The organism is Streptomyces sp. NPDC111606, from assembly GCF_055656945.1.
In genome coordinates, this window is the sequence record NZ_JBVKBY010000017.1 from 19356 (window position 1) to 33177 (window position 13822).

Here is a 13822-nt window from a genome sequence, read left to right on the forward strand (position 1 = left end):
CATGCGGTCGGATCCCCTTTCGGAGGAGAACGTCATTGATTGGAGGGGGAAAGCGGCATGGGACGGGTGTGCCGGGCCCCTGAGGACCCGGCACACCGCAGGAAGTGACGGCCTGTCACATGTCAGGCACGGCCGTCAGTTCGGCCATCTGCTGCACCGCGATACTGTCGGCGGCACCGCTGTAGACGCGGACCTCGTCCAGGGCGCCGGCGAAGTACTCGCTTGGCCCGCGCAGCGAACGGCCCACCTGCAGGCCGCCGGTGGCGGGCCACAGGGTGTCGTCCTTGCCGTAGGCGCCGGCCACGAGCTGGCCCTCGACATACAGCCGGATCGAATTGGCGAAGGCGTCATAGACGACCGCCAGGTGCTGACCGGAGCCGACGGTGTCGGGCCGTTCCTGATCGTCGGTGAAGGTGACGACCTCGGCGGTCGCCGAGTCCGACTTCGCCACCGCCAGCTCCCACTGCCCGGTGGCAGCCTGGTAACGGACCTGAACACGGTTGGCGTTGGCGCCCGGCAGGGACAGCACCGTCTGCGACTTGACCGGGTCCATCGACGTGAGCAGGGCGCGGGCAGAGATCGTGAAGCTGCCGCTGCCGGTCACCGGGGCGGTCGTGGTCGATGCATAGTCCCCGTCCCCGTCCAGCACCAGGTTGCCGTCGCCGACCAGGGCCGCGGTGCCGAACGGATCGTCCGGATCGGGGCGGTAGATGGAGGCGTTACCCGCGAGAGTCAGCGCCTGACCGCCGCCGGTCTCGGCGGAGGCCCCGCTGGCGGCAGCGTCGAGCTGCCAGTAGCCCTTACGCACCGGCTTGATCGTCATCAACTCGGCGACCTGAGCCCCAGGCAGAACCCGGTCGAACACACGGACCTCGGCAAGGTCGCCGACAAAGTGGTCGCGATAGCCGCTCTTGGCCGTCGCACGACCGATCTGCAGCGGACCGTACGACTTCCAGGTCGAGCGCCGGCCGGCCGAGGCCTTCAGGTCCTTGTTGATATAGAGCTGGAGCTGGGGGCCGCCGCTTCGCTGGGCGTCGTACACACCCGTCAGCAGCACCCACTGGTCCTTGACCACGGATATTCCGGAGGAGACTGCCTTCCACTCTCCGAGCGAGTCGACGTCGTTGACCGGGACGGCGAACTTCCAGGCCTGCGCCCCAGCGTCGTAGCCCAGGGTGAAGCCGGGCTCGCCGGTGCCGTCCTGGCTGATCACCGTCATGTTCCGGTCCAGGGCGGTGGGCCGCACCCAGGCGCTCACGCTGAAACTCTTGGAGGTGTCGAGCACCGTCTGGCTGGTGTCCAGCCAGGAGTCGGCGCTGCCGTCGAGGCGGGCCGCCTTGTCGATCTTGCCGCCGGGTCCGTCCACACCGAAGGTGACGGCCGGGCCGGCCGTGGCCGAGAACTCTCCGCTCTCGTCGTGCGCGTCGGTGTTGCCGGCATTGTCGGCGAGGTTCCACTGGGCGAGAACGGGCTTACCCTCGCTGACCAGGAAGTGATACGGGGTGCTGCTCGCGTGGTTGGCCTTGTCGACGGCGATCACCTCGAGCACGTGCCGTCCCGGCCGGGTCGGCATCCAGTCAACGGAGACCGAGCCGCCCGGCGTGGCCGGGGGGAGGTCCTTCAGCACGGCGCCGTCGAAGGAGTACCGGTACTTGACGACATCGGTGTCCGGGATGGTGTCGTTCGGGTTGGGCGAGAAGGTGAAGGTGCCGTAGGTTCCCACTCCGTCGTGGTACTCGGTGCCCGGCGGGTACTGCGGGGAGTTCACCAGCGGCTTGCCCGGCCAGCTCCCGTCGTAGGTGAACTCACAGCGCTGGGCGGTGTCGCCCTCCGAGCTCCAGGGTCCGTAAGAGTCATCGCCGTCAGTGGCCCGGGCGCTCCAGTAGATGACGGTGTTCTGCGGGATCGTCGACCTGACGGTGTGCTCGAACTTGGTGCCGGAAGTCGGCGACAGCCACTCCTTGGTCAGGTACGTGTAGGACTTGGCTGTGCCGTTTTCGGTCCACTCGACCTTGAACTGGACCTTGACCTTGTCGGTCTGGCCGTTGCCGTGGTCGGGGTCGCTGGCGATGGCCTGCAGCTTCGGCGGCTGGTCGACGTATGCGCGGGTCGAACCCCACCGGCACAGGCCACCGGGGTCGGTGTACATGTCCGACGTCTTGATCTGCCGCGGCAGGGTGTTGTACTTGATCGACAGGTACGCGTTGCCGCAGATCCGCTTCCACTCGGCGAACCTGGACTCGTCGGCGGCGCGCAGGCCCAGCGTCATCGCGTTCCAGCCGCCCGCGGCGGCCGTCTTGATCTCGGTGGTCAGCTCGCCGGTCTCACCACTCTCGAAGTGCAGGTTGGCCTGGCTGGAGCAGGAGGTCGGGGAGATCGCCTTGTCCACGGTCTGCAGGTGGTCCACCCAGTCGCCGGAGGTGTTGGACCAGTTGCTGGACGAGGTGAGCGAGTAGTCCTTGCCGCCGACCCGGTACAGCCGGATGGGCTCCGCGGTCGGCGTGGCGCTGTAGATGTGCTCCACACGAGCGGAGAAGGTCGCTCCGATGATCTGCTTCCCCTTGTAGTAGGAGAGCGGCATCGTGAACATCGTGCGGCGCACGCCGACGCCGTTGCAGGAGACCGGGTTGTAGTCGGTGGGGCACTTGCCCACGCCCGCGCTGCCCGAGTACTTCCAGTCCTGCTCGCTGGGCATCCCGGACATGATGCCGGTCCAGGACGTGCGCGAGGTGGTGCGCTGGATCGGGTCGATGACGACCGGGAAGACGGTGTCTTCGCCGTTGAGGAGCTTCTGGTCGGGGAGCAGGCTCATCTTGTCCTTGCCAACCTCGACGCCGAGCGGGGCGACTCGTCCGCCGCCGCCCGGGCCTTCGAGCGCGGGCTCGGGGGCTGTCTCAGCCTGCGGGCCAGGCGTCGCGCTTTCGTCCGCACCGGCCACGGCGGAACTCAGAGCCTTGGACACGGCCTTGGGGCCCTGCGTGCGGGCTGCGGCCTCGGTCACGGCGGCCGAGTCCCACATCGCGGGTTCGCCCGCCTGGAAGACGGTGCCGCCGACGGCGGCGTCCTCGGCCACGATGGCGCCGGCGGTGTCCTCGGCGACCTTCAGGCCCTGGGTGGTCAGGCCCAGGTCGATCCTGTCCAGCCGCGGGTCGGCCGCCGCCTCGGGCGACTTGACGACCAGCAGATGGCCGAAGCCGTCGGCCTCGGCCCGGACGGTGAGGTCCACGCCGGGCAGGGCGTCGACGTAGGTGGCGGTGTCGCCCTTGACCTGCGGGGGAGGCAGCTTGCCGTACGGCCAGGTCAGGGCGAACTCACGGCCTGCCCGCTGCATCGTGACGAACGGCTCGGATGCCTTCCCGGCGGAGAAGCTCAGGTCGACAGTGGCGGCCTTCGGCCCCCAACTGCCGTCAGCCCGCTCCACCAACGTCGCGTCGACGTCGACCCACTTGCCGTTGCGGACCGTGCGGACGGGCTCGGTGTACTCCCGGGCCGTGAAGGAGCCGTCAGGCTCGGCGAAGATCTCCCTGCGCTCGGTGCGCAGCCCGACGGCCTCGGTCTTCTTGCCGGTCTCCTGCGCGACCGCGAGGGCCTGCTGCTCAGTCTGCATCGGCTGGTCGGCGGCCACCGGCGTCTGATTCTGCGCCGGCCTGTCTCCCCCGCCCGGGAGGACCGCCACGCCGGCCACCACCGCGCCGGTGACGGCCGCCGCCACAGCGGCACGAAGCACGACGCCTCGGCGTATCGGTCTGTGTCTGTCTGCGGACACGGGTCTGCTCTCCAGTTGGTTCACGTCTGTCAGAAGGTCCGGTTCGCCGGAACGCCTGCTCCGGTCAGGCCGCGCCAGGCGCTTGACGGTTCGTCAGGTGGACCGGCGGCGCACAGGCAACGTCCCCGCGAGGGCTGCCGCCCTCATCGGGTCGCGCGTCAGCACGCCCGGCGGGCACGTGAGTGCCACGAGCGTGGTGACGTTGTCAGCGGGTGGTGGCGCCGAAGGCGACGCCGCCCGCCGGGATACCGCCCTCGCCGGGCCTCAAGGTCTGCGTCGGCGCACCGCCGGAGGCCACGTTCCAGGGGAAGCCGTAGACCGCGCGTCCTTCGGCCGGGCCGTAGGGCACCCCCACGTACAGCAGCGAGGAAGTGCCGCTCAGGGCAAGGCCGGTGAGCATGCGCGGTGCCGGTGCGGAAGGAACGCCGTACCCGGGGTCGATCGAGACGTCGGAGGCACCGGGCGCGCCGACCAGCGGGACGATGTGGACGCCGCCCTCGTCCGGGAACTCCTCGGTCGTTTCCTCGCCGGGCACGCCGATCGCGAGCCTGGTGGTCGTGGCCGTGGAGGTCGTGTTCGGGGAGGTGTTGGCGGCGGCGAGGCGCTTGCCGAAGAGGTCGCCGGCCTCACCCGCGCCGTCCACGTCCGCGGTGTTCTGACTGATCCAGGCGGTCTCGCTGAAGGTGCCACCGGCAGTGAGCCGGAAGACCTGGACGGCGCCCGCGTCGACGGTCGTCTTGCCGTCCTCGCCAGGCACACCGACCGCGAGCAGCGACTCGGTGGTGGAGGTGGCGCCGGAGGGCCGGTAGGGGACCATGGCGAGTGCGGTGCCGAACTGGTCGCCGACCTCCGCTTCCCCGTCGATCGTGTCCTGGTCCTGCCCGAGTCCGCCGAGCGGCTTCGGGTAGCCGGCGCTCAGCGTGTGGCTGAACCAGGCCACGCCGCCGGCGAAGGTCGCGGTGCCCAGTGCCTCGCCGGGTGTGCCGACCGCGAAGTGGGTCGGGGTCGCGGCGAGCGCGCCACCGAAGCGGTCGTCCTGCTCCGCAACGCCGGGGACCGTACCGCCGGTTTCGGTGTCCTGGTCCATGCCGACGACCGTCTGCGCGGTGCCGCTCACGTAGTAGAAGGAGCCGGCGTCCTCGACGGTGCCGATCGACTCGCCGGGGGCGCCGATCAGCAGGTACGGCGTGCCGCCGGAGGTCTTCCCGGCCGCGACTGCGTACCCGACCCAGTCGTCGGCCTCCGCGGTGCCGCCCAGCGGCTTGTCGCTGCCCTGGTAGATCTCCTTGACAGCCTTGCTGCCTGCGTTGAGCCCGCCCGTGGAGCCGTAGATCACCTGCACGCCTCCGGCGTCGGGCGCGGCACCGATGTCCTCGTACGGGGAACCGACCACCAGGTCGCTGCAGCCGTCGAGGTCGGCGTCGTAGACGGCCAGCGCGTGGCTGTACTGGTCGTCGGCCTCGGGCACGCCCGGTACGCCGTCTGTTGCCTGCGAGAGCGTGAGGGTGCCCTTGCCGCCGCCGTAGACGACATGCACCACCCCCGCCTTCTGCACGCCGTCGACACTCGCCTCAGGGTCGGCGATCGCCGTATCCCTGACGCCATCGCCGTTGAAGTCCGAATCGATACCCGACGGGCACGCGACGGCGGCTGTGGCGGGTGTACCGCCGACGGTGCCCTCCCATGTCAGCAGTGCCCCCGCCAGAACAGTGGCAGCACCAAGCCGCCAGCCTTTCCCCACCCTTGACACAGATACCTCGTACATAAAGAGAAGCTAAAAAGGTCAAGCGATCATCCCCTTACGCGAAGCGCACACGCAATACACGCCCCGTTACTCGTGGATATGACAAAGATCACAGCGATTGCACATATCACCCATAGGGCGCGCATAGGATCAGCCGGGCATCAACCGCCCCGAAGAGGCCTCCAAGGTATCTCCACTCGCCCGACCTGCGGCGTAGCGTCGCCCTGCCAGCAGATCCGACCTGGCTCGAAACCGGCCCTTCATCGGGTGGTCATTACGCGGGCACAGAGAGGTCATGGTATCTTCACATTCCTTTGTGGCACCTTCCCTCGCAATTGACGCCCAACGGCATTCGACCGGCCAATTAAAAAGCCATCCAGAATACGGGGCGCGCCCGTTATTTCTTGGAGAGCGTGACGATGGCTACCCCGGCCGTTTCCGTGATTGTCGCCGCATACAATGCGATGCCTTATCTGACGCGTTGCATTACATCCGTCGCCGAGCAGAGCATCGGGCAGGATGAGCTGGAGATCATCGTCGTCGACGACGGGTCAACCGACGAGACCGCCAGGGAGCTTCACCGCTTGGCGGACGTGTACCCAGGGTTGATCACCATTTTCGAGCAGCCGAACTCCGGCGGCCCCTCGGCGCCTCGTAACGCCGGACTCGACCACGCACGCGGACGCTTCGTGTTCTTCCTGGATGCCGATGACTACCTGGGCCCGGAAGCCCTCGACCGCATGGTGGCCATGGCCGAGAAGAACGGCACCGACGTCGTGCTGGGCAAGATGGTGGGCGTCGGCGGACGCGAGGCCCCCGCCTCGATGTTCCGGCGTGACCAGCCGAAGACCGACGTGTTCTCCTCCCGCGTCTACTGGACGCTCAACCCCATGAAGCTGTTCCGCCGGGAACTGCTGGAGCGTCACGCCCTGCGCTTCCCCGTGGACCTGTCCATCGGCGAGGACCAGCTGTTCGTGGGGCCCGCCTACCTCCACGCGGCGGGCATCTCCGTACTGGCCTCCTACGACTGCCTGTACTGGGTACATCGGGAGGACGAGGGCAACATCACCCTGCGGACTGGCGGAACCGAGCCCCGGCTGACCTTCCTGCCGCGCGTGGTCGACATGATCCTGGAGGGCGTGCCGCCCGGCCCCGGTCGCGACCACCTGGCGCACCGGCACCTCACCGTCGAGGTGCAGCAGTTCCTGGACCATCTGGTGCACGAGACCCGCCCCCAGCAGGAGAAGGCCCTCGCCCGCCTAGCCGAGACCATCGCCCCGCTGTGGCACGAGGGCCTCAACGACCGGCTCTCGGCGATGGCCCGGCTGCGGCTGCACCTCGTACGGCACCAGATGCTGGACGAACTCCTCGCACTCGTACGGTTCGAGAAGGAACTCGCCCGGAGCTCCGTGTCGACCCCGGTCATCATCGACCGCGGCCGCGCCCTCGCCCGCTACCCCTTCCTCCGCGACCCCGACCGCGCCATCCCCGACAACTGCTACGACGTCACGGCTCAACTCGGCGTACGCCACCGAATCGACCGTGCCGAACTGCACGGCACCACGCTGCACCTCGCCGGACACGGCTACCTCCACCGCGTCTCCACCGAGGACATCAGCACAGAACTCGTCCTGCGCGAACGCGACTCCAAGGAGGAGTTCCGGCTGCCGGTCACGCACACCGCGACGCCCCGACTCGGCGACGATGAGGACGAGGGGTACTACGCCTACGAGAAGGCCGGCTTCGAGGCCACCGTCGACATCACCACGGCCGCCGACGGCGGTCCGGTCCGGGACGGACTGTGGGACATCTCCCTCACCATCGGCGCACAGGGCATCACCCGGGAAGTCCGCATCGGCAGCAAGCGGGCCACCACCGTGTCCGCCAAAGCCGCCACACACGTCGTGCACACGACCGACGGGCCACGGGCCGCCACCCTCTACACCACCCACCCGCACGGCAACTTCACGCTCGACCTCGGCGAACAAAAGCACCCCGTACTGCCCCACGTCGGCCTGGACGACACCGTCCGATGGGCCGCCGACGCCCCCACCGAACTTGAGTTCACCGGACGCTGCACCCTCGCCGCCCACCCCGAGGGCGCTCTCGCGGTAGCCTTCCGCAACGACCGGGGAGACAGCACCTCCTTCGTCGCCTCGACCAACGGCGGCTCCTTCGTGGTACGTGTCCCCGTCGAGGGACTTCCCGCCGGCATCTGGCACGGCGAACTGCAGCTCGGCGACTGGGCACTGCCCCTCCCGACGATCCCCAGCAACCTCGCTGCCGCGAACTGGCGCCGTCGCGCCCTGCCCTGGTACGCAAAGCCCGCCGCCGACGGCGAGAACGGCTTCGCCCTCCACGTCGCCAGGACCGACCTCGTCAAGGCAATGACTCGACGCATCAGACCCTGACAGGGAACAGCGGCCGGTTGACCCACAGCTAAGTGATGATCCGGCCAACACGCCGTCCGCATCAGCATCATGCGACCTGTAACGGAACAATGCAGGTTCTGGCCCGATCCATCCGTTTGCGGAGCAGGCCCCGGGCAGCCCGTCAGTGATCACTGGCCGGGGCGACTGTGAGTTGTGCCCGCAGTGCCGGACAGGTGCAGAGGAAGACGGGCCTCCTGCTTCGGGCAGGCCTACGAGGACAGCCTTGCCTTCAGGGACTTGTGGTCGCTGGGAATGATCCTTAGCTGTCCGCTCGGGCGGCCGGCACTGGACCACCTAGTGCCGCGGTTGGGCCGGACGGGGGGCGGTAGCCGCGCTCGACTGCCGCAAGTAGTCGGGGAGTTCGCCGCCGACGATGCGCGGCGCGGGACCGGCGGTCCACGTCGCCGCGACCGGGATCAGTTGGTACGTGCCTGGCCGCATTTTCCGCAGGTGACCGGGAGGCCGCCGCCCGCACAGAGCAGGTCGTCAGCAGGACGGGAAGCGTGTCCTGACACGGGAGGCCACGGCGTCACCAGGATCCGCGCCTACCTTCTGCGATGCTTCAGCATCCCGCCTGGGCTGCTACGCCGACGCTCGGCTTATGCTCTCGACCCAATTGTTCGGGAGGGGCGGGATGTTTCGCAGTTCGCGTAGGGGCCGCGGGCCCATCGGGCTTGTTCGGCGAAGACTCTGGGCGGCGACGTCGGTGATGATCCTTGCTGTGTCGGCCGTGAGCGGATGCGCGTCGCAGGCATCCAGCCCCAAGCCTGCCGCCGTCCAAGCTCGCACACTCAGTCAAAAGGAACTGGAAGCCGCGAGACTGGCCGAGGGCGAAGCGAGCGGCTACGGAGTAGCGCCGGGCACCGAAACACCGGCGGACATGAAGACGGTGGTGACCACCACCACGCCGGAGACTTGTCTGCCCGCGATGAAGCTGCTCCTCCACGGCTGGGCGGAGGGCGCAGTGGGCTATACGCGGTTCCACCTGAGTGACCCCGAGAACAGCGTAGGGACCAAATCGGTGGCGCTGACCAGCTACCCCACCGGTCAGGCCAAGAAGGTGTTCGCCTCGGTTGAAAAGTCACTCTAAGTGCCCTGGTCAGCGGACTGGTCGACCCGTAGCAGGCTCAGCCCTCCCGGGATGACGTAGTCACCCGTCTCTGGGAACACCAGGCCTGTCCACTGCTCCCACTCGGCGATCGTGCCGGTCATGGTCTGCGACTGGGGAGCCGCCGCGAGAATTCGGGCGCCCAGACGCTGGTGGGTGCGGATCCAAGGATCGAGGGCCATGCCGTCCTCGCGGGTCCACCCCATGAACGCCTCGACCGACGCCAGCGGATAGCGTGCCTTCAACGTTGGGCGCACCGGCGCGATGACCCGTGGCCATCCGGCGCCCTCGGCGAGCCGACGCAGTGCGTTAAGCATCTCCCCGGCAAGGCCGCGTCCCTTGAGTGACGGCGTAACGATCGCCCCACAGATCACCAGAGTGTCGGGTTCGACGCCCTGCTCTCGGCCTTCGACGGCGCGGATGGTGGCCTGGGTGTAGCCGGTAGGGAGCGTTTCGGTCCGCCCGTCCCACCGGATCGGTATACCCCAGCCGGACGCGACCGGCAGCCCGCGCTCATCCACCAGCGTGAGATCGAGGTCGGAGAACCACTCCCGGATCCTGCCGATATACTGCTTGGCCAGCCGATCGGCTGTGATGAATCCGGGAAACCCTCACTGAAGAGCTCGCGCAACTGCTCATCAGGCCACGTACGTGCGTCTGTTCGCTCAGCGATCAATGTCACGGGCCCGTTTATAGCGCACCCTCCACAGGCCGAGCGAGGAAGTTCAGCCCCCCAGGGCTTCGGCAGATTCGCCTGACGATTCGTGATCATGTGAGTCCGAGGAGCGCGAGGGGCCGGCGGGGTTCGCAGGCGTTGCGGCGGAGAGCTGCAGCTATGTTCGTGGCTCCGGTCAGCCGCAGTGCCCCGACGGCGAGGTTGCGCCAGGTTGCCATCGCACGGGGTGCGTTGCCTGTTCGCAGTTGGGAGGCGTCCTTGGTAAAGGTGGTGTCCCGGATGTGGTGAAGGGCTTCCACCTTCCAGTGGTTACGCACGAGTGAGGAAAGTGGCGCGGGGGTAGCCTGCTCGGCGGTGAGGGTGGTGACGGCGTGGATGGTCTTCACAGTGGTCTTGCCGGTCTTGCGGTCGTCGGCGATCCATTCACCGACCGCCAGCAGCGATCTCGCCCCGGCCAGTACCGCGCACTCGGTGAGCGCGAGCACGACGACGAGAGCGTGTCGCACTCCGCGCGGATCGCGCGGGTCGGGCACCTCGGCCAGCCGCTCCGGCAGGCCCGGCACTTCTGCGGGTACAACCCGTGGATGATCGCGGAGTTGATCAAGGGCGGATGGGATCGGCGATGATGCGTCGGCAGGCACGGTCCTCCACTCGGATCAAGGGGCGTAGAGAACCCCATGATCGTGGGAGTCCGTGCCTGTCTCGTCCCTGGATGACCGTTGAACTGGCAGATCGTCACGGACCGGACGACCTGCAACTACGCCGAAGCCCTGCGTCTCGGGCGCCCAGGGACAAGACGAGGGGGCTGATCGGTTTGGGGTGTCCGTCGTACAGGCTGAGCTTGAGCTCCGTCCGGGTGGAGATGATCTGGGTCACCGCGGCGGCGGTCTTGCGGGGCGCAGCGGCGGGCCTGCTTATACCGCGCATCGCGTACCAGCTTTCTGTGGCCCCAGTCGAAGTCTGGCGAACTCAGTGGCCAGCAGGTCATCTCTTCGGCGGTGCTAGGAGCGGACGGCTGGACCGGGCCCGCTGACGCGACGGTTACTTCTACGGTCCTAGCACGCCTTCTCGCCGCTGTCTCGGCCGGTACTGGTCTCGGTGCGGGCCTTCACGCCGGGGTGCTTCGTGCGGGCAGCCAGTCCTGGCTCAGCCCGCGACTCAAACGGATTGCTACATCACGATGGCCGGCCCGCTCGGCGACATCGAGGATCCAGGATTCGTCGACGTGCACGATCACGCGGCAGCGCCGGGCTGGTGCTCGGCCTGCCTGTCGCCGCCGTCGCCCGCCACCACGGCGAACTTCTTGAGCACCCGGTCTACAACGGCCCCTACGCCCGCGCCGCCGCCCTCATCCACACCTTGGCCGCTGCCGCTGGCTGGAGCGCTCCAACCTCACCGTCGACTGCGCCGTCGCCGTCATGTACCCCGAGGCCAGTAACATCCCCGTCAATCCCGACTGCCAGCAGCTCACGGCACTCGCCCACGAGCTGAACAACCCGCGTTGCACGGCCGACCGCATCGCCGCCATCCTGCGTACCAGGAAGCCCTGAACTCCGACCGGACAACACAGGCTCCACAGCGAACCTCCGAAGGATTTACGGAGCCGACCACCAAGGCACGAAGGCCGGAGCCCGCAAGCTACCCGCGGGAGGCGGGCTCCGGGCAGTGAGAGGCCGAAGGCTGACCAGGGGTCCGCTGTGAAGTCGTCGGTGCGCTGAACTCTCCCCGTCAGACGGCTCACACATTCGCGGGCGGACAGCGATCCTCCGTGTGCAGCGGCGCGGCTAAGTCACTTTTGGAGCTCCCTGCGAGCCCTTCGACGAGCGTCCAGCATCACTCGAAGAGAGCCCATCATCGGCGGTGATACGGACCCGCGCAGCAACCGGGCTCCGTGCCCAAGCGCCGCATCAGCGGTCAACAGCTCGATCTCGACGACCGCCTCCAACAGCACCCCGTTGGGGTTCGCGGTCAGGGCCGGCAGTTCCTTGGCTGTGAGCAACGAGGCGCGGGCTACCTCGATCTGGCTTTCCAACAGCTCCCGTACGCCCGGTGATTTGCGCCCTCCTGTGAGGTCTTTCTCTGTCACCGAGAAGCGTTCCAGCGTCTCCACCGGAATGCCCAGCCGCCCTTCGGCCAGGTCCTCGGCGAGGTCGTTTACGAAGTCCAGTCGCTGGCTGCCGTCGATGAACATCCGGCACCCCGCCCGGAACTTCCCGTCGTCGTGCTCCGGGCCGAGCAGGGACGCGACCAGCATGAAGGCGGGCAGCGAGTAGGCGTCGACATAAGCCTGATAGTCGGCCTCCGTGGCAAAGCCCGTGAAGTCCAACTCGGCGGCAGCGGTGGAGAGGTACTCCTGCATCACCTCCCGGAGCCGGGGGAACGCGGCGGTGGTGTGCAGCAACGTGCGGATCAACGCATCGTCGCTCACCCCGCTGTCCAGCGCCTTGCGGATCGCCTGATCCCACGACTCCCACGCCGCAATTCGCTGCGGCTTCGCGCCGGTGTCCAGCAGATTGTCTCCGCGGTGCATCACCGCCGTTGCCACCACCACATGGGGCAAGGCCGCCTTCGGAAGTAGCAGACGGGCCGCGAGATATGAGGCACGCCGAAAACGCGCCACGGACTTCCGCTGGGCCCCGTAATCCCGCCGCAACTCCGCGTCTTGGATACCCGCAACGTCCAAGCTCTGACTCCACGCGCTCATATGCTGATCGTAGGGGAACGCTGCGGACGAGCGTGCCGCCCGGGGGGCCGCCGGGCCATCCGAAAATGCGTTTCGGCGCGCCACCCGCCCCTCGTAGGATCTCGGAGTGCCTGACCGGATAACGAAGATCGTGACGCGGCTGCCCCGCATGAAGAGTGTGGCGAAGGTCAGGGACGAAGCGGAGCAACGCCTCGCTGAGGGGGACGCGGCCTTTCTGGCGGACCTCGGGAAAGCGCTGGTGAAGCAGTACGGTTCCGCCGTCCCTCCGATGTGGCAGTACCGAAGCGTCTACGACCACATCCTGCGTCTACTGACAACTACGCCCGGAGTAGGCCACATCGAGCACGCGGTTCGTCTGGTGGCCTCAGTCACCTCCCTCGCTCCGAAGCAGGCACGCTATGCCGCATCCCTGCTCGCCTCCGGCCAGGACCCGGAGCAACTTGGGACCGCCTTCGCCGGCGGCTCTACGCGGGGGAGCGGGGCAGAGGAACTGCGGGCCTGCCTCCTCCAGGAACTCATTGTCAGAGGCGTACAGGTCAGCGCACTCCCTGACATCGCGAGGTGGGCAGACTCCTCACACTGGAACCATCACCCACTCCGCTGGCTGCCCTTGTCACGGTCCGAAGTGGCCAGGCCGCCGCTGCCGAGCTACTCCCTCAGCGGAAGCAGCTACGAACTGCCCTCTTCCGAAATGGACAGCCCCACGAACCTTTCCCCCAAGGACGTAAACGTCCCTGCCGTGGTGGAGACGACAGCGGATCAGGGGGTGTCGGCCCTGACCTCGGCTGTGGCCAACTGGGCAGCCGAATCCAACGGACGTTTCGAGGCCCGGACCTTCGACCTCGCGGGGGACCTAGGCGCTCCAGCGGTTGCCAGCCTGCTGCGGTTGCTGGACCTGGAGTGTCTGACGGGGCTGGGGGCAGGCAACGGCTTCACCGTATCGGCCCTTCGTCCTCAACGAGCTTGGCGGACTCTCTTCGCAGCAGCGTCCGCAGGCGGCGGGTACAACCACGGTGAATACGGCGCTTACGGGCGGCTGGCCACCTGGCGATCCCTCGGCGCAGCCTCCGGCTCCGCCGAGGGCGCGTCGTTCGACACGGTGGAGAACGACGTGAAGAACACCGACTGGTACGACTTCAGTGCCGACAGTGCCTGGTTCGAGCACGTAGCCTGGAACATAGGTCTGGTCGCGGTCTCCTCGCGTCGTCGTCGCCTGGCCGTGCTCGCCGCCACCGACACCGATTGAATTGCCGCCCCCTCCGGCTTGCACCGAGCCCCCTGGGCGCGAGGGGCCGGACCGACGTGGCCGCCAGCCAACGAAGCAGCGTGTTCCGTTCACAGTGATCCCTCCAGCAAGAAGATCCACGTGAAGGTCAGGCGTTGCGTCATCGT

9 protein-coding genes and 1 pseudogene are annotated in these 13822 nt (G+C 67.9%); 4 read left to right on the forward strand and 6 right to left on the reverse strand.

The genetic code is table 11. From position 1 onward, the window contains the following. Positions 1–115: 115 nt before the first annotated feature. Both ACZ7M7_RS40900 and ACZ7M7_RS40905 read right to left on the reverse strand, forming a co-directional pair. Positions 116–3727 carry a LamG domain-containing protein gene (locus tag ACZ7M7_RS40900; protein WP_472126137.1) on the reverse strand — a complete coding sequence of 1204 codons (3612 nt, stop codon included), beginning with the start codon at positions 3725–3727 and terminating at the stop codon, positions 116–118. Between the two features lie 244 nt (positions 3728–3971). Then, positions 3972–5321 carry a VCBS repeat-containing protein gene (locus ACZ7M7_RS40905; RefSeq protein ID WP_472126140.1) on the reverse strand — a complete coding sequence of 450 codons (1350 nt, stop codon included), beginning with the start codon at positions 5319–5321 and terminating at the stop codon, positions 3972–3974. 608 nt (positions 5322–5929) lie between these two features. Here ACZ7M7_RS40905 and ACZ7M7_RS40910 point away from each other — a divergent pair. Then, positions 5930–7921 (forward strand): glycosyltransferase family 2 protein, encoded by a 1992-nt coding sequence (locus ACZ7M7_RS40910; protein WP_472126143.1) that lies wholly within the window; start codon positions 5930–5932, stop codon positions 7919–7921. A gap of 742 nt (positions 7922–8663) precedes the next feature. Further along, positions 8664–9032 carry a hypothetical protein gene (locus ACZ7M7_RS40915; protein WP_472126146.1) on the forward strand — a complete coding sequence of 123 codons (369 nt, stop codon included), beginning with the start codon at positions 8664–8666 and terminating at the stop codon, positions 9030–9032. On the opposite strand, the gene ACZ7M7_RS40920 is transcribed toward ACZ7M7_RS40915, so the two are convergent. From ACZ7M7_RS40920 to ACZ7M7_RS40930, 3 genes and pseudogenes are all read right to left on the reverse strand, one after another. Continuing rightward, the gene (locus tag ACZ7M7_RS40920) at positions 9029–9571 is read right to left on the reverse strand and encodes a hypothetical protein (RefSeq protein WP_472126149.1); all 543 of its coding nucleotides are present in this window, start codon (positions 9569–9571) and stop codon (positions 9029–9031) included. The genes ACZ7M7_RS40915 and ACZ7M7_RS40920 overlap by 4 nt on opposite strands. Positions 9572–10163: 592 nt before the next feature. Beyond that, positions 10164–10367: pseudogene (locus ACZ7M7_RS40925) on the reverse strand (transposase family protein); the annotation flags it as partial. A 592-nt stretch (positions 10368–10959) separates the two neighbouring features. Further along, entirely contained in the window at positions 10960–11082 is a 123-nt protein-coding gene (locus ACZ7M7_RS40930; RefSeq protein ID WP_472126152.1) for a hypothetical protein, read from the reverse strand. A 62-nt stretch (positions 11083–11144) separates the two neighbouring features. Between ACZ7M7_RS40930 and ACZ7M7_RS40935 the strand changes: the two genes are divergently transcribed. After that, positions 11145–11276: a hypothetical protein gene (locus ACZ7M7_RS40935; RefSeq protein ID WP_451175721.1), complete on the forward strand. Its 132-nt coding sequence runs from the start codon at positions 11145–11147 to the stop codon at positions 11274–11276. A gap of 239 nt (positions 11277–11515) precedes the next feature. Here ACZ7M7_RS40935 and ACZ7M7_RS40940 read toward each other — a convergent pair whose 3' ends face one another. Beyond that, positions 11516–12430: a squalene/phytoene synthase family protein gene (locus ACZ7M7_RS40940; RefSeq protein ID WP_472126155.1), complete on the reverse strand. Its 915-nt coding sequence runs from the start codon at positions 12428–12430 to the stop codon at positions 11516–11518. Between the two features lie 106 nt (positions 12431–12536). Between ACZ7M7_RS40940 and ACZ7M7_RS40945 the strand changes: the two genes are divergently transcribed. Then, positions 12537–13676, forward strand: coding sequence for a DUF6183 family protein (locus ACZ7M7_RS40945; RefSeq protein WP_472126158.1), 1140 nt, complete (start codon positions 12537–12539; stop codon positions 13674–13676). Positions 13677–13822 lie beyond the last annotated feature (146 nt).